Consider the following 19,775-nt stretch of genomic DNA (forward strand, 5'->3'; position numbering starts at 1 on the left):
ACCACTCGTTGCCGTAACTCGAACAACAATTAAGTGGTCGCCGCGGGCAGAACCTACATGGACGACTCTGCTTCCGGCGGCTCCACGGACCGGTCGGCCGACACGGCCGGCGACGGGACGGAGCCGCGACCCGTGACGACCACCGCGACTTCGTTCGAGGTTCTCGAACAACTCCGGACGAGCGACGACCCCCTCGGTCCGGCCGCGTTGGGCCGCCGGCTCGACCTCGCGCGGAGTACGGTCCACCGCCACCTCGCCACGCTGGAACGGTTGGGGGCCGTCGTCCGCGCCGGGGACGACCGTCGCGACGGCTACCGCGTCGGGCTTCGACTGCTCGACTTCGGGCTGGGGGCCCGCGAGGCTCATCGACTCTACCCCCTCGCTGCCCCGAAGGTGGACGAACTCGCCGAGGAGACCGGCGAGAAGGTGTGGTGTATCGTCCCAGAGGGGTCCCGGAGCGTCCACCTCTACGGCGCCGCCGGACGCCGCTCGGTCCGCACCGGTGTCCGGGAGGGGTCTCGGGGGTACCTCCACCAGCACGCCGCCGGGAAGGCGATTCTCGCACACCTCCCCGCGGACAGGGTCCGAGAAATCGTCGACACCGAGGGACTACCGGCGCAGACGCCGGAGACGGTCACCGACGAGTCGGAGCTGTTCGAGCAGCTCGAACGAATTCGCGAGCGGGGGTACGCGTTCAACCGCGAGGAGTCGGTGCCGGGACTGCACGCTGTCGGCGCTCCGGTCCGCGACGAGTCCGGCGTGGCGGTCGGCGCCATCAGCGTCTCCGGCCCGGCGAACCGACTGAAGGGTGAGCGCCTCCACGAGGCGCTGCCCGACCTCCTGCTCGGTGCCACCAACGAGGTCGAAATCAACCTCTCACACGGGTAGGACCCGACTCTCGTCCCCGTTCGCGGCGCCCCGTTCGAACGGTCGGCCCGGTTCGAGTGGTTCGAGCGCTTCGGGCTGTCACGTAGTTCGAGGAGTTCGAACGCCTGCCGGACTTTACGAGCGTAATCGTGTAACGGCCGGCCGGGGCTCGGAGCGGTGGGCGGACTACACCGATGGGCGTGTCGACACGCGTGGCAGTCGCTACGCGATACGCCGGACGGCGGGTACCCCGACACGTGGAACCAAGTCGCCGACGCGAGTAGGCGTCGCCATGCAGTTCGACGCCTTCGGCGACCCGGACGACACGCCCCTCCTCTTCCCGCTCGGGTGGGGGAACCGCCCCGACCACGAGAACGTCGCGTGGCTCGTCGACCGCCTCGTCGACGCCGGCTACCACGTCCACACGGCGACGATTCCGACGACGGTCACCGACTTCGAGCGGGCGTACCTGCGGCCCGTCGCGCGCTACGCCGACGCGAACCCGCCGGCCGCGCTGCTCTCACACAGCACGGGCGGGCTCATCGCCGCCCACCTCGACCGGGCGGTCCCCCGCGTCTACCTCAGCCCGTGGTGGGGCATCGCGGGCGGCACCGGCGGCCTGCGAGGGCTCCTCCTCCGACTTCCGACCGCCCGGTCGGTGCTCCCGGTGCCGACCGACGGCGACGCCATCGGCGACCTCGCGACCGACCGGCAGCTCCGGGAGGGGCCGGACGGTATCGCGCCGGCGTTCCTCCGGACAGTCCACGAGGCACAGAAGCGCCTGCCGCCGCTCCGCGAGGACAGCGTCGTGTTCTGTACGCTCACCGACCAGGTAGTGAGCGTGCGCGCCATCGGCGAACGGACGCCCGCCTCCCGAGTCCGGGTGTACGACGGCGGCCACGAGTTCTTCTCCTCGTCGGGGCGCGGTGCGGTCGCCGACCGGGTAATCGACGCGCTCTCGCGGTCGGACCCCGGGGCGGTCTGACGGGCCGATGCGTTCGAAATCGGCGTCTTCGACGGGTCAGCCCCGGATGCCGAGCGGGCGAACTGGTTCGACCGTCTCGGATGTACAAACCGTCTCAACTAGTTCGTCTGTCACAACCTGACACGGCGGCCGAGGGTTCTTTTCCGGACGGACACAACTGTTATCAGGTATCACGACACACCTGCATGCACTATGGGAGGAACGAACTCTGTCGGGAAGATTCCAACCGGCCCCGACGCGGCGGCGGACGGCTGTCGCATCGTGGGCGACTGCGCCGGCTGGGACCCTGCGGCGCTACTCGCGGTCCTCTTCTGGACGGGCGTGCTCTGTGTCCTCGTCTTCGGTTCGCTCTCGTACGTGCCGAGCGCCCGGTCCCTGCTCTCGAACGAGCGCGAGACCACCCGACGCGAGCGGGACGCCTTCGAGGCGTTCGCCGACCGCGTCGGGGGGCTCTCCGTTCGGGCGCCGACCGCCGTCGCCGCCGGGCCACAGACGCTCGTCGGCGTCGGCGACGCTGGGGGCGGCGACGGCGGACTGGAACAGGTCCGGCGGGCGTACCGCGAGACCGTGATGTCGATGGCGCACTACGACGAGGAGTACGGGGAGTCACTCGAGACCAACATGGCCGCCGAGTTCTCCGAGGAGCTGGCGGCGGTGGTCGCGACCGGACCCGCGTTCAGCCCGCAGGTCCAACAGGCGCTGGTGGCTGGCTCACACGAGGCCGGCAACGAACGGGACGCGTTCCTGCGGACGCTCGACGCGGAGGCCGAGGAGGTGTGTGACGCCCAGTCGATTCTCTCGCGGACCGACCGAAAGTGCGCCGAGATTCGCTCGCGCCACCTCGAGCTGTCGTCGTACGCCGAACTGCGGGAGGCGTGGGAGAAGCTGGACGAACTGGAGGCGGCGTGCGAGCGCTGTCTCGCCGACCGACAGTCGTCGATTCACGACGGCTACACGCTCGGCTTCCGGGCGGGCGACAGCGAGACGTTCCACTCGTACCTCTACCGGTCGCTCGACGTGTCGTACCCGGTGCTCGCCGACGGCGCGAACGTCCTTGAGTCGCTCCGGGAGACCCGGCGACAGGTGACGGCGGCGGCGTCGAGCCGCGTGTAGAAACGTCCTCGTCGGTTCTCTCTCTCTCTCTCTCGCTCTTCGATTCTTTCTGTTCTCGTCGTCCGCTTCAGACGAGACGTTGCGCGATGCGCCCGTCGACGGCGACGAACACGCCGTCCTCGCGGTCGAGGGAGACGATGTCGTCCGCGTCCAGGGCGGGCAGGTGGTGCTCGTAGAGGTCGGCGACGACCCGGTCGAACCGCTCCTCGGTCACCTTCGGGGGCGGGAGGTCGGCCTCCTGCGAGGCGACGCGGCGCGCGAGGTCGTCCAACTCCAGCGTCGGTCCGGCGGCGGCGAGCACGTCGAGGGTCGCCCGCCGGCGGGCGTCCGCGAGGTGGCCGCTCAGGGCGGCCGGCGGACCGGCGTCGGTCGCCGAGTCGGTCGGCTCGTTCGGGTCGACGGGGTCGGTCGTCTCCTCTGCGGCTGCGGTCGTGTCGGGGCTGTGATTGTCGAGCATCTGATTGGCTCTGTGGGGGCGAACGGCATAGGCGGTCTTCCAAAAGAGATAGGCACGCCCGCTCGGGGTGGCCGCCGGCACCGGACGCCCCGCCCACGAACGACCTAATTCGACGGCCCCGGTCGCGGCGGCCGGCCGCGGAACCTGTGACGGCCGACCGTCCGACCGTCCCTCCGAAGCCGCCACAAGCCCTTTCGGTGGCCCGCTGTTACCCGACGACGATGCCGGAATGCCACCCAGTAGCTACGCGTGCCGTCTCGTTCGGTGTCGCCGACGCGCCGAACCGCACGACCGACCAGGACGGCGGGAGCGCCGCCACACGGACCGTCGAACGCCGCGGCGCGCTCGCCGTCGCCGACGCCTCGAAGTCCGAACCCGGAGCCGAACCGGTCGCCGACGGAGGTGTCGACGATGAGTGAGTCCGTCCGCGAGCGAGGCGGGCGGGCGGACCGCTCGGAGCCCGAACGGGCCGACCGAGCGGACGCGGACCACCCGGGTCGGACGGCGGGGACCGAGGAGACGACCGACGCCGCCGGCGTCGACCCCGAGGACCTCGACCCGGACGAACTCACGCGGACGGCCGAGGGCGAACTCGTCCACGAGGAGACCGGACTCGTCGTCGACGAGGACCGGGTCGACCGCGGGCCGGAGTGGCGCGCGTTCGACCAGTCCGAGCGCGACTCGAAGTCCCGGGTCGGCAGTCCGCTGACGAAGGCGCGCCACGACGAGGGGCTGACGACGGAAATCGGCTGGCGCGACGAGGACGCGAACGGACGGGCGCTCTCCCAGGAGAAGCGCCGCCGGATGCAACGTCTGCGAACGTGGCAGGACCGGATTCGAACGCAGGACGCCGGCGAGCGAAACCTCCAGTTCGCGCTGGGCGAGGTCGCTCGGATGTGTTCGGCGCTCGGCGTCCCCGACGGCGTCAGGGAGATGGCCGCGGTCGTCTACCGGCGGGCGCTCGACGAGGACCTCATCCGGGGGCGCTCCATCGAAGCGATGGCGACCGCCGCGCTGTACGCCGCCTGCCGCGAACAGGGCGTCCCGCGGAGCCTCGACGAGTTGGGGAACGCCTCCCGCGTCGGCCGCGACGAGGTCGGCCGGGCGTACCGCTACGTCTCACAGGAGTTGGGACTGGAGGTCGCGCCCGCCGACCCGGCGGACTACGTCCCCCGCTACTGCTCCGAACTGGACCTGAGCGAGACGGTCGTCCGGACCGCGGAGGAGCTCGTCGGCGCCGCCGCCGAGGAGGGGCTCCACGCCGGGAAGTCGCCGACGGGGTACGCCGCGGGCGCGGTGTACCTCGCGTCGATGCTGTGTGACGAGAAGCGCACCCAGAACGAGGTCGCCGAGGTCGCCGACGTGACCGAGGTGACGGTGCGAAACGGCTACCAGGAGCAGCTCCAGGTGGCCGACGGCGTCGCCTGAACGGTCCGACCGTGGGGGAGCGTGCGACCGAAGTAGCGCGCTCTCAGAAGCGGGAGCGCCGCGAGTCGCCGAGGAGGCCGCGAGCCAGCCGGGCGACCCCGGCGGCGACGAGTCCGACTCCGACGAGGAGCGGGGTGGCGGCCGCGAGGCGGGCTCGCGTCGTCTCGGGGAGCGCCCGCAGGGCGCCCGACAGGAGTACCGAGAGGAGGCCAGCCCCCACCAGCACGCCACCCGATGGGCCGTCGGTCCCTCGGTCGCCGGCCCTCTCCTCGGTCGGTGTCCCGTCGTCGGTCCGTCTCCCGTCGCCGACTGTGGCTTCCCCCTCGGTCGTCGTCCCGCCCGGGTGCAGGTAGGGTTCGACCGTCGACACCGGGAGCGCGAGGCGGACGGTCTCGCCCTCGCGCACCCACGCGACGAACCCGTCGTCGACGAGCCTCGGGAGGTGCTGGTGTCTGAGCGCCGTCTCGACGCGCCGGCGCTCCTCGGACGTCACGTCCTCGACCGGCTTCCCCGCCTCCGCGGCGACGACGGTGTCGGCTACGTCGTCGACGTCGACCTCGTCGCCGCCGAGAAGCCGGTCGAGGACGCGTCGCCGGCGGCTGTGACTGAGCACCCCGTACAGCGTATCCAGGGGCACGTCGTCTCCGTCGATGTCGTCTCGGTCGTCGTCCGGCCTCCGGCCTCCGTCGGTCTGGCTCATGTTCCACCCGTCGAGCCGGTATCAGATAACTATTGTAAGAATAATGACTACATGGGTCGCCCAGAGGCGGGCACAGGCGGCGCCAGAAGCGGAACCGGCGGTCTCGACGTGCCGCCCTCCACCCCACGACCGCGAACCGCCGGTCACTCGGTGTCCCCGACCACCCCTGGACAGGCGCGAGCGGCGCGTCGACGCGTCCCTCACGTTTCCCCGACCGTACGTCGGGGTGGAGCCCGACCGGTCGGTCGGGTTCGCTTCGCCCCCGAATCCGCCACAAGTATCAAGTAGTACGAAAGTAATGATATCTTATGCACGCAGGGGAGTTCCGCAACTGGGCGAACGGGGTGACGCCGTCGGAGTTCGAGGCGGCGGTGCGCGAGATTCACGAAGCGGCCGGCTGGGACGTCGAGCCGGCGAGCGAGACGGCGACCGGTATCGACTACCACCTCACCCGGCCGCGACGGTATCGGGTGGTGTCGGTGCGACGCTGGAGCGGCCGCGAGTCGACGGCGGCCGGGTCGGCGGCGGTCCAGCGGGTCGCGGGCGCGGCGCTCGAACACGGGGCCTCGGAGGCGGCGGTCGTCTCGAGCGGCCCGTGTTCGGTGGAGGCGCGCACCACCGCCCGACGAATCACGCAGCAGAGCGCCCTCGACGCGGAGGCGGTCTCCGTCGACGACCTCCACGACTTCGTCCGACAGGAGGGTCTCGAAGCCGTCGTCGCCGACTACGAGCCGTCCTCGGGCATCGAGACCGCCGGCGCCTTCGACTGAGCGACACGTCCGCCCGTCGGCCCGCGGTGCCACGACGGCGCGACGAGGCGGCCGGTTCGTCCGGTGAGACTGCCGACCGGGCCACCATCCGGCTGTAAATAGGGGATTGTCCGGCTCCCGACGCGTCCCGAGCACTCCGTAGCCGATTACAGTACTACTGGTGTAATTCAACGCTCGTTTCGGCGACGACACCGCCGCCACTCCGAGTAATCCAATATTTCCACGGAGAAACGGCGGTGGAATACGACCGAGTCGGTGTGGACTCGCGCCACGACGGGGGTCCCAGAGGCGTTCCGGGCCGGACCCGTCACCCCGCCGGTAGGGTATTGGTCCCGCTCCCGCCAACACACGTATGGAGTCAGACCGGCGGTGGCCGACCGTCCCCGAGACGACACTCGAGGCGGGCGGCTGGGAGCTGTACGACCGACGCGAGGAGTCGCTGTTCCGCTCGCCGACGGCGCGCGTCGACGGCTACACCCTCGTCTACGAGGACGACGCGTTGCGGGAGGCGGTTCGCGGCGCCACGGACGGGGCGCTCGACCGGCCGTGGCGCTTCGTCTTTCTCACGCGGCTCTCGTTCACCCCGCCGCTGGCTCCCGGCGTCGGCCCCGCGACCTGGCTTCCGACGATTCGACGCGAGGCCCGACGGGCCTTCGCGGACGACCTCGAGGAACGGGGATTCGTCGACGTGACCCGGGCGCGCGGGTCGTCGTTCGACGCCGGGGGGCGCCCGTCCGGCCTCGGCGGGCGTCGGCCGGACCGTTTCACTGCCACACACGTCGTCGAGCGCGGGGGGGAGCGGACGCCGGTTCGGGTCGAGGCGTGGCTGACCGTGGCGGTCGAGCGCGGGTCGTTCCGGCTCGCCGGCGGCGCCTACCCCGCCCGCGACTTCGACCAGGTGTTCACCGACGCCGAACGGGCGCCGCTCCCGTCGCTCGACGCCGAGCGGTTCCGGCGCGAACTGTTCGAGCTACTCCGGGACGACGACTGAGGTCGGCCCCGGCTCGGCGCTCACGCGACGAGCACCGGCCGGTCGACGCTCCGGAGCACGCGGTCGGCGACGCTGCCGAGCCGACCCGGTCGTCGGTGGCTCTGTCCCTGGAACCCGACGACGACGAGGTCGGCGTCGACGGCGTCAGCGTGGGCGACGATTTCGTCGGCGGGGTCGCCGTGACAGACCCGGGGTTCGACGGCGACGCCAATGTTGTCGGCGCGGTCCATCAGCTCCTCCAACAGGTCGTGACCGCGGGCCTCCAACTCGTCGACGACGAGTTCGGTGCTGCTCAGCGCCGGCTCGCCGTAGCGGTGGGTGTCGACGACGTGGATGGCGTGAATCGCCGCGTCGAAGCGTTCTGCGAGCTCGAAGGCGTGTTCGACTGCCCGATTCGACGGGTCGCTCCCGTCGACCGGGACGAGGATGGTATCGTACATCGGTGGCCTCCGGGGGAGAGTCGGTGGGGCGAGGCCATAACCGTCGACGCTGGTTCTCGAAGGTGAAGAACGAGGACGGCGAGAAACGGCGTGTGGCCCGACCGGCTGTCGTCGGGTCGTGGAACGGCCCGGCGGGCGAGAAGTCGGCCGGCCACTCGATCAGTCGGCCGTGCCGGCCGCCCCGGCGCCGCCGAACGCATCCTCGGCGGGCACGTAGCGGTCGTCCTCGCGGCGGAGCAGCCCGCGGTCGAGGAGGGTCCGAAGGTGCGGGAACAGCGAGAGCTTCGTCAGGCGTAGCGACTCGGCGAGCTCTTCGGCGCTGCAGGCGCCGCGCTGGCGGACGTAGAGGTAGACGAGCTTCGCCTCCGCCGAGCTGACGCCGCCCGGGAGCGTCTCGGGGACGGCGGGCGCGTTCGAGTGGCTGTCGTCGGTCGATTCACGGGTCGTCGGGGTCGTGGTGGATTGCTGAGCGTTCATGATGGGTCGGGTTATCGGCGGCAGTCGGTCGGCGAGTCGGTGCGAGTCGGGCCTCGGGTCGAGTCGAGGACGGGTGCGAAGCGGTAGGCCGGTCGACGGGCGTGTCGGTCCCCCACTACCACTCCATCCCCCCGTTGATGCCGAGCACCTGCCCGGTCATGTAGCTCGACTCGGGGCCGGCGAGGAACGCGACCATCCCGGAGATGTCCTCGACCTCCGCGAAGCGGTCGAGCGGGATGCGCTGTCTGATCTTCCCCTGGACCTCCTCGCTCACTTCGGCGAGCATGTCCGTCTGGGTGAAGCCGGGGGCGACGCAGTTGACCGTCGCCTCGCTCTTCGCGAGCTCGAGGGCGAGCGTCCGGGTGAACCCGAACAGGCCGCTCTTGGTCGTCGCGTAGTTGGCCTGGCCGTAGTTCCCCTGTTGGCCGACGACGCTGGAGATGTTGATGATGCGGCCCCCGTCGGACTCCTTGATGTCGTCGTAGAACACCTTGGTGCAGTTGAACACGCCGCCGAGGTTCACGTCCATCACGCGGTCCCACTCCTCGCGGGTCATGTTCTTGAACGTCCGGTCGACGGTGATGCCGGCGTTGTTGACGAGCACGTCGACGGGACCGAAGGCGTCGTGGATGCGCTCGCGCATCCCCTCGACCTCCTCGCGGTCGGTCACGTCGGCCTGGACCGCGATGGCGGTGCCGCCGGCCGCCTCGATTCGGTCGACGACGTCGTACGCCTCCCCCTCCGAGGAGCGGTAGTTGACCACGACGTTCAGGCCGTCCTCGGCGAGCCGTTCGGCGATGCCGCTCCCGATTCCTCTCGAGGCGCCGGTGACGACGCACGTCCGGGTGTTTGATGACATGGTTGTGTGCTCGGCAGCGGCGGGCGCTCGGCCGTCGGAACACGGGCGGACGCTTCCTCGCGGCGCTCGTGGGAACTCCGTTCCTCCCTTCCCGACCGGGGGCTCTCGTCCCGACCGCTGCCGTTGGCGAAGCGATTGTCGATTTCGGTTAAGAGGATTGCCCTAATACCGCCTAAAACAACTCTAAGGAAATGCCGGCTTGTGCGGTATCAATCCAGGGCTAGTCGTGACAGTAATGCACGCTCCGGGGTCGTCGAACAGTCACACCCCGAACCGGGGCTGTCGGGAACGTCGCGAAAAGGGTGGGTGGCGGACGTTACGGAACCGGGGCGCCGACCGTCGTCGGGACGCCCTCCGACTCGAGTCGGTCCAGACACTCCGTCACCGAGCAGGCGCCGTCCCCGCTCCCGCAGGGGTAGAGGCGGTGGAGTTCGTCGTCGCGGTACACGGCGAGGCAGGCGACCGGGAGCGTGAGGACCTCGTACTCCTCGTCGGTCATCACCGACTCGACCGTCCGGCGCTGGAAGAGCGGGTCGAGCGACGTTCCCGTCCGCGCCGCCCACGTCTCGAACTCCTCGACGCGGTCGAGGACCGAACGGTAGTAGGGGGTGCCCTCGAGCGGCCCGCCGAGGCGAATCTCGCGCCCCCAGACCACGACGTCGTACTCGTCGAGGGCGCCCTCCCGTTCGAGCGCCGACAGCCGTTCGACGACGCGCTGTCGCGGCCGCTCCGCACCCGGTTCCGGGTCCGCACGCAAGAACAGCGTGACGGACCGTTCCGAAGACGTATCAGTGTCCATGACTGGCTTAACCCTCCCGTGTTACTGGGTACCAGAACAGATGCGATTGAAGCGTATTAATTCCTCGTGCTACTGGCAACGGCGGGACCCGTCCGCCGCTCGTCGCGGTCGCGGGCGCCGCCGTCGGCGCCATCGCTGTGGTCGTCGCCGTCCTCGTCGCCGTCCCCGACTACCCGGCTTCGGGGTCGACGAGGACGACCGCCTCGCCCTCGATGACCGGTCGCTCCTCCGCGTCGAAGACGTCCGTCGACAGCTTGTACCGGGCGTCGCCCAGGTCCTCGTCGACCGTGACGACGGCGGTCAGCCGCCCACCGATGTCGACCGGGCGGAGGAAGCGGACGTCCTGGGAGACGTAGATGGTGAGCCCCGGGAGCCGGGCGAGCGCGGCGCTGATGAGCCCGGAGACGAGGGTACCGTGGACGATTCGCCGGCCGAAGCGGGTCCCCTCCGCGAACTCGTCGTCGAGGTGGAGCGGGTTCGTGTCCCCGCTCGCGCGGGCGAACGCGAGGACGTCGGCCTCGTCGACCGGCTTCGAGAACCGGACGCTGTCGCCGACCGCGACGGCGTCCTCGTCGTCGAGGTCGTACTCTACGTCCCAACCCGCCTCCTCGTCGCCCGCGAGGTGGGCCGCCTTCGTCGTCGCCGACATCGCGACCGACCCGGACGGGTCGACGGAGTCCGGCGACGCCGTCCCCGCTCCCGTCCCGTCCCCGTTCGTCTCCGTGCTGTCGACCCCCGACTCGGCGGACGCCGTGGCACCGTCGGCGTCGGTCGACGTACCGGCGCCGTCGAAGCCGTAGGCGGCGAGCACCGCCCGGTTCGCTTCGAGGACGCCGTTGGTCATGTGTCCCGTCGCTCGGGCCCACGTCTCCGTGGTGGTCCGCAGCCATCGCGCGTAGGGGGTCGTGCTCCCACCGTTCATACTCCCCCCACTGGCCGCCCCTCGTATCCCTCTTGCGGTGCTCTCCGGCTCACGCCGCCCGCGAACCGGCCGCCGTCCCCGCTCGAACCGTGTGAAGCCATCTGCTGTCTTTTGTCACCACTCGTTGGTAACGAGGGGAAGGGTTATGTGTCTGTGGGTCCACGTTCGGGACGAGATGAGCGACGAACGCGACGCACCGAACTGGCCGCCGGCCATGTTCGCAGAGCGGATGCAGCAGGCGGGCGAGGAGTTCACCGACCGACAGCTCGAGCTGTTCGAACGTATGATGGGCGGCGGTCGCCGCTCCGGGAACGCGTTCTCGGACCTCGGTTCGATGGGTTCGATGAGCTTCGGCACGGCGGTGTTCAAGACGCGCGTCCAGAGCGGCGGCCGAATCAGCATCCCCGACGCCGAGCGCGAGGCGCTCGACATCGAGGAGGGTGACCTGGTGCAGACGTTCGTCGTCCCCATCAAGCGCAACCGCGAGAGTGATTCCGATGAGTGACCACGACACCCCCAGCACGACCGACCCGTTCACGAGCTTCTTCGACGCACAGCGCCGCGCCGTTGAGCAGAGTCAGCGTCTCTTCCACCAGAGCGTCGAGTTCCAGCGCCGCTCGATGCGAACGATGGCCGACGGCATGGAGGCGAGTCAGTCCCTCCAGAAGAAGAGCACGGACGTGACCCGGACGGCCGTCGAGGCGTACCTCGACGCCATGGAGGCGAGCGTCCCGATGGGTGCGCCGATGTTCGAGAGCATGCACGCGGTCGTCCGCGGGCAGTTCGAGGCGTCGAACGACATCTCCGACCAGACCTGGGACGCGATGCGCGCCGGGATGGAAGACGGTGTCGAGACCTACGACGATCTGCTCGAGGACTACCTCGCCGCCGTCGACGACTCCGTCGAGGCGTTCGTCGGCACGCTCGACGAGTTCGACGCGAGCCGCGAGGGCCACGGCCACGCCCCCGCCGACGACTGAGCCGCCGAAGCGACCGACGACCGTCCCGACGTCGGCGGACCGTCGGCCGGGCGGCCGATGCGGACGCGCCGAGCACGTCGGGGCGGACAACTTTCATATTCACGCTACTACAACACCATCCAAATGTCCGAACAGAACTACGATGCGTCACCGGGGGACCAGTGGAGCTCGTTCGTCGAGGAGTCGAACCGCGCGTTCGCCGACGCGTTCGAGCGGAACGTCGAAGCCCAGAGCCGGTTCGTCGACGCCTGGCTCGACGCCGTCGAGGAGTCGACGGAGAACACGAGCGAGATGACCGAGGAGGGACTCGACGGGTACGCGAAGGCCTACGAGGTCTGGATGACCGCCTCGGAGGACGTCCTGGAGCGCGTCGCCGACGCGTTCGAGGGCGAGGAGGTCGCCGTCGAGGACTTCCGCGACATCTGGCTCAACGCCGCCAACGAGTCGTTCAAGGAAGTGATGAGCACCTCCGCGTTCGCCGCGATGACGGGCCAGCGCCTGGAGGAGACCCTGCAGCTCCAGCAGGAACTCGACGAGAGCGCCGAGGCGACGCTCCACACCCTGGGATTCGCCACCGAGGGCGACGTCCAGGAGGTCGGCAAGCGACTCGTCGAGTTGGAGCGGCGCCAGCACGCCATCGAGTCGAAGCTCGACCGCGTCATCGACGCGATGGAGGACTGAGATGAACCCGTTCGTCCAGGCGCTCGACCTCCAGCGCCAGGGCCTCCAGCGGGCCGCGGGGCTGGCCGAGAAGGCCGGGAGCCTCCCCGAGCGCCCCGCCGAGATGGCGAGCGTCGACGTGGGCCAGACGCCGAGTGAGGTCGTCTACGAGGAGAACAAGCTCAAACTCCTCCACTACGAATCCCGCACCGAAGAGCAGTACGACGTCCCCATCCTCATCACCTACGCGCTCATCAACAAGCCGTTCGTGCTCGACCTCCAGCCCGACCGGAGCGTCGTCCGCACGCTGCTCGACCAGGGGTTCGACGTGTACATGATCGACTGGGGGGAGCCCTCGACGCTCGACGTCCACCTCACGCTCGACGACTACGTCAACCGCTACATCGACAACTGCGTCGACGTGGTGCGCGAGCGCTCCGGGCAGGACGCCATCAACGTGCTCGGCTACTGCATGGGCGGGACGATGAGCGCGATGTACGCCTCGCTCCACCCCGAGAAGGTGCGCAACCTCGCGCTGATGGCCGCCGGGCTCTGTTTCACCGGCGGCGGCGGCCTGCTCGAACTCTGGGGCGAAGAGGAGTACTACTCCCCCGAGGCGGTGACGGAGACGTTCGGCAACGTCCCCGCGGAGTTCCTCGACGTGGGGTTCGCGCTGATGGACCCCGTCGACAACTTCGTCACGAAGTACGTCCGGCTGTACGACAACGTCGAGAACGACGAGTTCACCGAGAACTTCGCCCGGATGGAGCGCTGGCTGAGCGAGGGCATCGACGTCGCCGGCGCGACCTACCGGCAGTTCCTCGAGGACATCTACCAGGAGAACAAGCTGGCGAACAACGAACTCGAACTGGACGGGAAGCGCGTCGACCTCGGGAACATCGACATGCCCGTCCTCCAGATCGTCGGCGAGTACGACCACCTCATCCCGCCGGAGGCCAGCACCCCGTTCAACGAACTCGTCGGCAGCGACGACGTGGAGACGTTCGAGTTCCCGACCGGCCACATCGGCCTGTCGGTCTCCTCGAAGTCCCACGCACAGCTCTGGCCGCAGGTGTGTGACTGGTTCGCCGAGCGCTCCGGCGCCGACGTCGAGGGCGACGGGGAGCACGAGGCCGAGGACGGCGCCGAAGCGAGCCTCGAAGCCGAGGTCGAGACCGTCGAGGACGCCGACGACGTGTCCGAGGCGGCCGACCCCGGCGAGATGGCCGCCGAGGAGGAGGTCGTCGAACGGGCGACCGAAGGCGAGAGTGAGACGGAGAGCGGGGGCGAGACCGACGCCGACCTCGACGACTACGCCGAAGGCGACGTCGACGAGACGGACCTCGAGGTCGTGAAGGGCATCGGCGACTCCTACGCGACCCGCCTCCGCGAGGCCGACGTGGTCGACGTGGCGGCGCTCGCACAGGCCGACCCGGCCGCGCTCGCCGAGACCATCGACGTTTCCGAGGACCGGGTCCGCGCGTGGGTCGAGGACGCGAGGACACGCACCGGACGCGCCGACGCCGAGGGCCACGACGGCAACGAACACGACGAGTAGTCGGCGCCGGCCGAACCGTTCACGTCCCTCCGACTCGCTTCTCCTCTCGATGGCTACGTTACCCGTCGACGGCGGGACACTCTGGTACGAAGAACGCGGCGAGGGCGTCCCGCTCGTGTTCGTCCACGGCGGCTGGTCGAACGGGGACGCCTGGCGCGCACAACTCCGGCACTTCGCCGACTCGCACCGGGTCGTCACGCTGGACCTGCGAGGGCACGGTCGGACCGGCGCCACCGACCGCGCGTCCTACTCCGTCGAGCTGTTCACCGAAGACCTCCGACGCCTGCTCACCCACCTCGACGCGACGCGCCCGGTGCTTTGTGGCATCTCGCTCGGCTCGATGGTCGTCCAGGAGTACCTCGCCCGGCACCCCGAGTCCGTCCGTGGAGCGGTGTTCGCGGGGGCGATACAGTCGATGCCCCCCGTCGCGCTCCCGGCCGGGGTGAAGCCGTTCCTGTCGCCGCTGCCGGCGCTGTCGCTGTCGCTCTCGACGACCGGGCCGCGAACGACGTTCCGGACCATGCTCGCCTCGATTCGGACCGCGACGGGCGGCCCGTGGCTCTCGCTCGACCCGGCCGTCCGCGCCCGGGCGATGGACGCCGTCGGCGACGTCTCCCACGAGGAGTTCCTGAAGGTCTTCGACGCGCTGTACGACTACGAATCGTCGGCGCTGTCGGGCGTCGAGACCCCGGCGCTCGTCGTCCACGGGGCGTCGGAGGCGGCTCCCGTCAAGCGCCAGAGCGCACGTCTCGCGGCGGCGGTGGCGGACGGCGACCCGACGTCGATTCCGGCGGCGGCACACCTCGTCAACGAGGACAACCCTCGGGCCTTCAACACGGTCTGTGAGGAGTTCTTCGGGCGACTCGACTGACCTCGGCGCGTGGACCCCTGCATAGGCCCCTCAGACTGTGAGGACCGGCACCTCCGACACCTCGGACACCTCGTCGACACAGCCCATGAGGTGTGGCCGGCGTTCGGGCACCATCCCGTGGTGGCCCATCACGATGACGTCGATGTCGTGTTCGCGGGCGTAGTGCAGGATGACTTCGCAGGGGTCCCCCCGGATACAGGCCGGGAGGGCCTCCAGTCCCTGAGCACGCGCCTGCGCGACGACCTCGCCGAGAAACGTCTCCGCCCCCTGTTCGACCGTCTCGAGGTACAGCTCGTCGCTGCTGAGCGCCGGCGTCGTCCCGTGAACCCGTTCGTCGACCACGTACAGGGCGTGGAGGGTCGCGCCGTGCTCCGCCGCCAGGTCGAGTGCGTGGTCGACGCCGCGCTGTGCGCCTTTGCTCCCGTCCGTCGGAATCAGGATGGACTCGTACATCGCTCTCGGGAGAGGGGAGGCCCCCGACCAGCATTAAACCGCCACCCCGTCCCCTCAGGCAGGTGAGGGGACGGCCCGGAGCGCGCCGACCGAAACGGCAGAAATCGGGGATTGTCGGCGTGCCGCGCCGGCGCTCCCGCCGCCGGTTCCCCGCAGGTCCGTGGTCCCTCTACCCGAGGTCGAGGTTCGAAGGGCGCTCCGGTCGTCCGTAACAGAACGTTTCCGCCCACCGTTTCGACCGTCCCTCTCCGTTCCGCCCCGCTTTACAGGCGTATTGGTGTAATTGGCGTCAGTCGAACGTGGGGAGTTCGGTCGCCGTGTCGGCCATGTTGACGTTCACCTCGATGACGTTGGCGGCGTTCGTCACGTGTTCGACGACGGAGTCGTGGTACTCCGGTTCGCGCATCCGGTTGACGGGGCCGGACACCGACACCGAGCCGAGGATTCGGCCCGTCGCGTCGCGGACGGGGGCGCCGACCGCCTGGAGCCCCTTGACCTCCTCCTCGTCGTTCGTCGAGTAGCCGCGCTCGCGGACGCGCTCCAGGTCGTCGAACAGCGCGTCGCGGTCGGTGATGGTGTGCTCGGTCTTCCGCTCCAGTCCGTAGCGGTCGATAATCCGGTGGACGCGCTCTTCGGGGAGGTGGGCGAGAATCGCCTTCCCCGTCGCGGAGAAGTGGAGGAAGTCCGGACGCTGGAGCTTCGAGGTCTGGTAGTCGCTGCCGACGGCCTTCTCGCCGCGCACCTTGTAGAGGTTCACGCTCAGCCCGTGTTGCTCGGTCGCGAGGTGGGCGTACTCCCCCGTTTCCTCGGCGAGTCCCTCCAGTTCGCGCTTCCCGTGTCGGTACAGCTGGTGGCGGTTCCGGACGTACTCCCCGAGCAGGAGGAACCCGAGGCTCAGCTCGTAGGTGTGGCCGTCCTTGACGACGAAGCGCTCCTCCCGGAGCGTCGTGAGGTGGCTGTAGACGGCGCTCTTCGACATCCCCAGTCGCTCCGCGAGTTCGGTGACGCCGGCGCCGTCTAGTTCTTCCAGCGCGCGCACGACGTCGAAGGCGTGCTGGACCGTGGTGAGGGTGCGCGCCTCCGCCGGCGGGTCGCGGTCGGTCATACGCGGACTTTGCGTGCGCGGCACAAAGGCGTTTGCTATGCGCGAACGTCTTTGACCGGCGCTACACCGCCAACCGCCGAGGCTCTGCGTGGTTCGTATTCTACGCTCCGTGAAAGCGTCACTTTCGAGGCTCGAATCCGGCGTCGAGACGTCACGTCCGATACCAAGTCGTTCGCGAGGTGAGAACAGAGCGGTAGGGCGCTCAGAGAGAGAGGAAATCGTGGCGAGCGTCCGGTTCAGTCCGAGGCGAGTTCGGCGACGGCGCCGGCGAGCACCTCGGCCGCGGCCGCACAGTCGGCCCAGTCGGTCCACTCACGGGGCGTGTGAGAGAGTCCGTCGCGGGAGGGGGCGAAGAGGAGGCCGGCGTCGGTGGCGTTCGCGAAGTGCATCGTGTCGTGGGCGGCGCCGGAGTGGAGGTCGGCCGTGTCGATTCCCCGGTCCGCACCCGCGACGTGGAACGCCTCCCGGACGCGGTCGCTCATCGGCACCGGTCGGCGGTCCCACGGCCGGTCGAGGCTCGTCTCGACGCCGCGCTCGCGTTCGAGACGGTCGAGGCTGTCGCGGGCGGCGGCGACGATGGTCTCTACGGAGTCGTACTCCACGTCCCGCACGTCGACGGTGAGGTCGACCCGGCCGGGGATGACGTTCGGCGCGTTCGGTGCGGCCTCGACGTGGCCGACGGTGCCGACCGCCGACGCGGACGACTCGGTGCGAGCCTCCGCGGCGCGCTCCACGTCGAGGACGAACTCGCTGGCGGCGGCGAGCGCGTCGGTCCGGCCGCCCATCGGCGTCGTTCCGGCGTGGTCCGCTTCCCCGCCGATTTCGACGGCACACCGGGTCAGCCCCGTGATACTGGTGACGACCCCCGCCGGGACGCCGGCTGTCTCCAGTCGCTCCCCCTGTTCGATGTGGAGTTCGAGCCAGGCGTCCCACTCGCTCGCGTCGACGACCCCGTCGCCCTGGTAGCCGATGCCGGCGAGCGCCTCTTCGAGGGTCTCTCCGTCGTCTTCGAGCGACAGCGCGGCTTCGAGCGACATGTCGCCGGCGGCGACCGAGCTGCCGACCAGCCCGCCGCCGAAGCGCTGGCCCTCCTCCTCGGTGAGGTTCACGACCTCCACCGGCCGGGCGAGGTCGGCGCCGTCCTCTTTCAGCGCACGGACCGCTTCGAGGGCAGCGTACACTCCGAGCGGGCCGTCGAAGATGCCGCCCTCGGGTACGGAGTCGAGGTGGCTCCCGGCGGCGACCGGGGCGGCGGTCGGGTCGGCGTCGTCGGGAGTGTAGCGGCCGACGACGTTACCGACCGCGTCGACGCGGACGGCGAGGCCCGCGTCCTCCAGTCGGTCGACGAAGTGGTCTCTCGCGGCACGGTCGGCGTCGCTCCCGGTGAGTACAGTGCGGCCGTGTCCCGGCCCCTCGACGGCCCCGAAGGAGCCGTTGGCTTCGAGGTCGTCGCGGAGCCGAGCCTCTCGAACGGGCATATCTCCCGCCTTTCGAGGGGCCGTACTTCACGATTTCGCCACTTGCAGCGGATATGACAGTTTCCAAATAAGTGTGTTCGGCGCTCGCCCGCGTGCGCCCGAAGCGGCCGATGTCGGCGGCTACGTCACCGCTGTGGCAGGTTTCCATAATTTTATTAGCCGCTGTCCGGTTGGTGGTACCATGCGGCGGGATAGCAATCGGTCCGACAGCGACGACAGCGACAGCCACGGCGGGTTCGCTCGCCGGCAGTTCCTCGCGACGGCGTCGGCGGGCACCCTCGGACTGGGGCTCGCCGGCTGCCTCGCGGGCGACGACACCGGGAGTTCCGGTAACGGGAGCGGTGGGACGGGCACCGACTCCGGCTCCGGCACGGGCAACGAGAGCGCCTCGGGGTCGGGGGCCGGCGGCGCCAAGTCCGGCGGGACGCTCCAGTGGGGCGGCGCCGTGCCGGTGCAGGGGCTCGACCCGCATCTCGACACCGCCGCGGCCTCGAAGCGGGTGCTCGAGAACATCGTCGAGGGGCTCGTCCGGCTCCAGCCGGACTACACGTTCGAACCGCTCCTCGCGAAGGAGATGACCACCTCCGAGGACAACACGAAGCTCTCCTTCACGCTCCACGAAGGGGTCACGTTCCACAACGGCGAGGAGATGACCTCGGCGGACGTGAAGGCCTCCTTCGAGCGAGTCCAGGGCAACGAGAAGTTCGTCGCCAACGGGTTCATGCAGAAGGTCGACTCGATGTCGGCGCCGAGCGACTACGAGTTCTCGGTGACACTGACCGAACCGTTCGCCCCCTTCATCGCCAAGATGTCGACGGCCGAACTCGCGGTGTTGCCGGCGGCCGAGGCGGAGAAGAGCGAAATCAAGGAGCCCATCGGCACCGGCCCCTACCAGTTCGACAGCCGGGAGATCGAATCCTCGTTCACGATGACGAAGTTCGAGGACTACTGGGGGGCCGACTCGGTCGAGGGGCCGTACATCGACAAGATCGTCAAGTCCGAGATTACGGACCCGAGCGTCCGCCTCCAGTCGTTCATGGCGGGCGAGTACGACTTCATCAACGGCATCCCTCCGAAGGACGTCCAGCGGGTGCAACAGGACGGGTCGGTGCGCTTCGAGAAGAACTTCCCCAAGTCGCTCGTCTACCTCGGGCTCAACTGCGAGGAGGAGCCGTTCAGCGACAAGAACGCCCGCCTCGCGCTCGACTACGCCTTCGACAAGGCCGAGGTGGCCGAGGCGGCGCTGTACGGCACTGGCCAGGCGACGGCGAGCCCGGCGACCCCCGGGAGCCCGTGGGTGAACGAGGACGTCCAGCCCCGGCCCCGCGACCTCGACAAAGCCCAGGAGCACCTCGAGAAGGCGGGGATGCCGGACGGGTTCTCCGTCTCCTTCAAGATTCCGCAGTCCTACCCCGCGCAGGTGCAGGCCGCACAGGTCATCGCCGACCAGGCGAGCGAGGCGGGTATCGAACTCAACATCCAGAAGATAACGTGGAGTTCGTGGCTCAGCGACGTGTACTCGAAGCAGAACTTCGAGGCGACGACCTCGTCGTACCTCGCGCTGTACTACCCCGACGTGTCGTTCTACAAGTTCCTCCACCCGGACGGGGCGTTCTTCTTCACCGGCTGGACGAACGAAGAGTACAACGCGAAGGTCGAGGAGGCGCGTCACCTGTACGACGAGTCGAAGCGGGCTGAGCTGTACAAGGAGGCGACGCAGATCATGCACGACGAGCGCGCCGGCCACCTGCTGCTGTTCTGGCAGGCGAACCTCTACGGGGCACAGCCCGACTACAAGGGGAAGATCGGCACCCCCGACGGGTCGTCGCTGCGCTTCAACGACAACTGGCTCGACCGCTAGC

General features: G+C 69.5%; 23 protein-coding genes. 13 read left to right on the top strand and 10 right to left on the bottom strand.

Features of this window, described 5'->3' with window-relative positions:
* Positions 1 to 57: 57 nt before the first annotated feature.
* The 3 genes from N5095_RS18175 to N5095_RS18185 all read left to right on the top strand — a co-directional run bounded on the left by N5095_RS18175 (position 58) and on the right by N5095_RS18185 (position 2,965).
* A complete protein-coding gene (locus tag N5095_RS18175) occupies positions 58 to 888 on the top strand; it encodes an IclR family transcriptional regulator (RefSeq protein ID WP_267624583.1) in 831 nt (276 codons plus the stop codon).
* A 271-nt stretch (positions 889 to 1,159) separates the two neighbouring features.
* Complete coding sequence (locus tag N5095_RS18180) at positions 1,160 to 1,852, top strand: alpha/beta fold hydrolase (protein ID WP_267624584.1); 693 nt, start codon at positions 1,160 to 1,162, stop codon at positions 1,850 to 1,852.
* Between the two features lie 192 nt (positions 1,853 to 2,044).
* Positions 2,045 to 2,965, top strand: coding sequence for a DUF7260 family protein (locus N5095_RS18185; protein ID WP_267624585.1), 921 nt, complete (start codon positions 2,045 to 2,047; stop codon positions 2,963 to 2,965).
* 67 nt (positions 2,966 to 3,032) lie between these two features.
* On the opposite strand, the gene N5095_RS18190 is transcribed toward N5095_RS18185, so the two are convergent.
* Complete coding sequence (locus N5095_RS18190) at positions 3,033 to 3,422, bottom strand: DUF7344 domain-containing protein (RefSeq protein WP_267624586.1); 390 nt, start codon at positions 3,420 to 3,422, stop codon at positions 3,033 to 3,035.
* Between the two features lie 221 nt (positions 3,423 to 3,643).
* On the opposite strand from N5095_RS18190, the gene N5095_RS18195 reads away from it, so the two are divergent.
* Positions 3,644 to 3,841 carry a hypothetical protein gene (locus tag N5095_RS18195; protein ID WP_267624587.1) on the top strand — a complete coding sequence of 66 codons (198 nt, stop codon included), beginning with the start codon at positions 3,644 to 3,646 and terminating at the stop codon, positions 3,839 to 3,841.
* Entirely contained in the window at positions 3,834 to 4,850 is a 1,017-nt protein-coding gene (locus N5095_RS18200; protein ID WP_267624588.1) for a transcription initiation factor IIB, read from the top strand. The genes N5095_RS18195 and N5095_RS18200 overlap by 8 nt, the downstream gene beginning before the upstream one ends.
* Before the next feature lie 43 nt (positions 4,851 to 4,893).
* On the opposite strand, the gene N5095_RS18205 is transcribed toward N5095_RS18200, so the two are convergent.
* Positions 4,894 to 5,550: a DUF7344 domain-containing protein gene (locus N5095_RS18205; protein ID WP_267624589.1), complete on the bottom strand. Its 657-nt coding sequence runs from the start codon at positions 5,548 to 5,550 to the stop codon at positions 4,894 to 4,896.
* 308 nt (positions 5,551 to 5,858) lie between these two features.
* Here N5095_RS18205 and N5095_RS18210 point away from each other — a divergent pair, with 308 nt between their 5' ends.
* Complete coding sequence (locus tag N5095_RS18210; RefSeq protein WP_267624590.1) at positions 5,859 to 6,320, top strand: restriction endonuclease; 462 nt, start codon at positions 5,859 to 5,861, stop codon at positions 6,318 to 6,320.
* A gap of 352 nt (positions 6,321 to 6,672) precedes the next feature.
* Complete coding sequence (locus tag N5095_RS18215; RefSeq protein ID WP_267624591.1) at positions 6,673 to 7,311, top strand: DUF6517 family protein; 639 nt, start codon at positions 6,673 to 6,675, stop codon at positions 7,309 to 7,311.
* 20 nt (positions 7,312 to 7,331) lie between these two features.
* Here the strand turns inward: N5095_RS18215 and N5095_RS18220 are convergent, their stop codons facing one another.
* The 5 genes from N5095_RS18220 to N5095_RS18240 form a co-directional block, all read right to left on the bottom strand.
* Positions 7,332 to 7,751 carry a universal stress protein gene (locus tag N5095_RS18220; RefSeq protein WP_267624592.1) on the bottom strand — a complete coding sequence of 140 codons (420 nt, stop codon included), beginning with the start codon at positions 7,749 to 7,751 and terminating at the stop codon, positions 7,332 to 7,334.
* A 159-nt stretch (positions 7,752 to 7,910) separates the two neighbouring features.
* Positions 7,911 to 8,228: a MarR family transcriptional regulator gene (locus N5095_RS18225; RefSeq protein ID WP_267624593.1), complete on the bottom strand. Its 318-nt coding sequence runs from the start codon at positions 8,226 to 8,228 to the stop codon at positions 7,911 to 7,913.
* Positions 8,229 to 8,343: 115 nt separating this feature from the next.
* Positions 8,344 to 9,087, bottom strand: a complete 744-nt coding sequence (locus N5095_RS18230; RefSeq protein ID WP_267624594.1) for a beta-ketoacyl-ACP reductase — start codon at positions 9,085 to 9,087, stop codon at positions 8,344 to 8,346.
* Positions 9,088 to 9,403: 316 nt separating this feature from the next.
* Positions 9,404 to 9,886 carry an HTH domain-containing protein gene (locus tag N5095_RS18235; RefSeq protein WP_267624595.1) on the bottom strand — a complete coding sequence of 161 codons (483 nt, stop codon included), beginning with the start codon at positions 9,884 to 9,886 and terminating at the stop codon, positions 9,404 to 9,406.
* Positions 9,887 to 10,055: 169 nt separating this feature from the next.
* Positions 10,056 to 10,808: a MaoC family dehydratase gene (locus N5095_RS18240; RefSeq protein ID WP_267624596.1), complete on the bottom strand. Its 753-nt coding sequence runs from the start codon at positions 10,806 to 10,808 to the stop codon at positions 10,056 to 10,058.
* A 175-nt stretch (positions 10,809 to 10,983) separates the two neighbouring features.
* On the opposite strand from N5095_RS18240, the gene N5095_RS18245 reads away from it, so the two are divergent.
* The 5 genes from N5095_RS18245 (at position 10,984) to N5095_RS18265 (ending at position 14,877) form a co-directional block, all read left to right on the top strand.
* Positions 10,984 to 11,313, top strand: a complete 330-nt coding sequence (locus tag N5095_RS18245) for an AbrB/MazE/SpoVT family DNA-binding domain-containing protein (protein ID WP_267624597.1) — start codon at positions 10,984 to 10,986, stop codon at positions 11,311 to 11,313.
* On the top strand, positions 11,306 to 11,788 hold the full coding sequence (locus N5095_RS18250) for a hypothetical protein (RefSeq protein WP_267624598.1): 483 nt from the start codon (positions 11,306 to 11,308) through the stop codon (positions 11,786 to 11,788). The genes N5095_RS18245 and N5095_RS18250 overlap by 8 nt, the downstream gene beginning before the upstream one ends.
* Before the next feature lie 123 nt (positions 11,789 to 11,911).
* Positions 11,912 to 12,469 carry a poly(R)-hydroxyalkanoic acid synthase subunit PhaE gene (locus N5095_RS18255; RefSeq protein ID WP_267624599.1) on the top strand — a complete coding sequence of 186 codons (558 nt, stop codon included), beginning with the start codon at positions 11,912 to 11,914 and terminating at the stop codon, positions 12,467 to 12,469.
* Between the two features lies 1 nt (position 12,470).
* Entirely contained in the window at positions 12,471 to 14,006 is a 1,536-nt protein-coding gene (locus N5095_RS18260) for a PHA/PHB synthase family protein (RefSeq protein ID WP_267624600.1), read from the top strand.
* 49 nt (positions 14,007 to 14,055) lie between these two features.
* Positions 14,056 to 14,877 carry an alpha/beta fold hydrolase gene (locus N5095_RS18265; RefSeq protein WP_267624601.1) on the top strand — a complete coding sequence of 274 codons (822 nt, stop codon included), beginning with the start codon at positions 14,056 to 14,058 and terminating at the stop codon, positions 14,875 to 14,877.
* Between the two features lie 30 nt (positions 14,878 to 14,907).
* Here the strand turns inward: N5095_RS18265 and N5095_RS18270 are convergent, their stop codons facing one another.
* The 3 genes from N5095_RS18270 to N5095_RS18280 form a co-directional block, all read right to left on the bottom strand.
* A complete protein-coding gene (locus tag N5095_RS18270; protein WP_267624602.1) occupies positions 14,908 to 15,330 on the bottom strand; it encodes a universal stress protein in 423 nt (140 codons plus the stop codon).
* Between the two features lie 289 nt (positions 15,331 to 15,619).
* Positions 15,620 to 16,435 carry an IclR family transcriptional regulator gene (locus N5095_RS18275; RefSeq protein ID WP_267624603.1) on the bottom strand — a complete coding sequence of 272 codons (816 nt, stop codon included), beginning with the start codon at positions 16,433 to 16,435 and terminating at the stop codon, positions 15,620 to 15,622.
* Between the two features lie 236 nt (positions 16,436 to 16,671).
* The gene (locus N5095_RS18280; protein ID WP_267624604.1) at positions 16,672 to 17,913 is read right to left on the bottom strand and encodes a M20 family metallo-hydrolase; all 1,242 of its coding nucleotides are present in this window, start codon (positions 17,911 to 17,913) and stop codon (positions 16,672 to 16,674) included.
* Between the two features lie 181 nt (positions 17,914 to 18,094).
* Between N5095_RS18280 and N5095_RS18285 the strand changes: the two genes are divergently transcribed.
* On the top strand, positions 18,095 to 19,774 hold the full coding sequence (locus N5095_RS18285) for an ABC transporter substrate-binding protein (protein ID WP_267624605.1): 1,680 nt from the start codon (positions 18,095 to 18,097) through the stop codon (positions 19,772 to 19,774).
* Position 19,775: the final 1 nt, after the last annotated feature.

Source organism: Halobium salinum (assembly GCF_026586625.1).
Lineage (GTDB): Archaea > Halobacteriota > Halobacteria > Halobacteriales > Haloferacaceae > Halobium > Halobium salinum.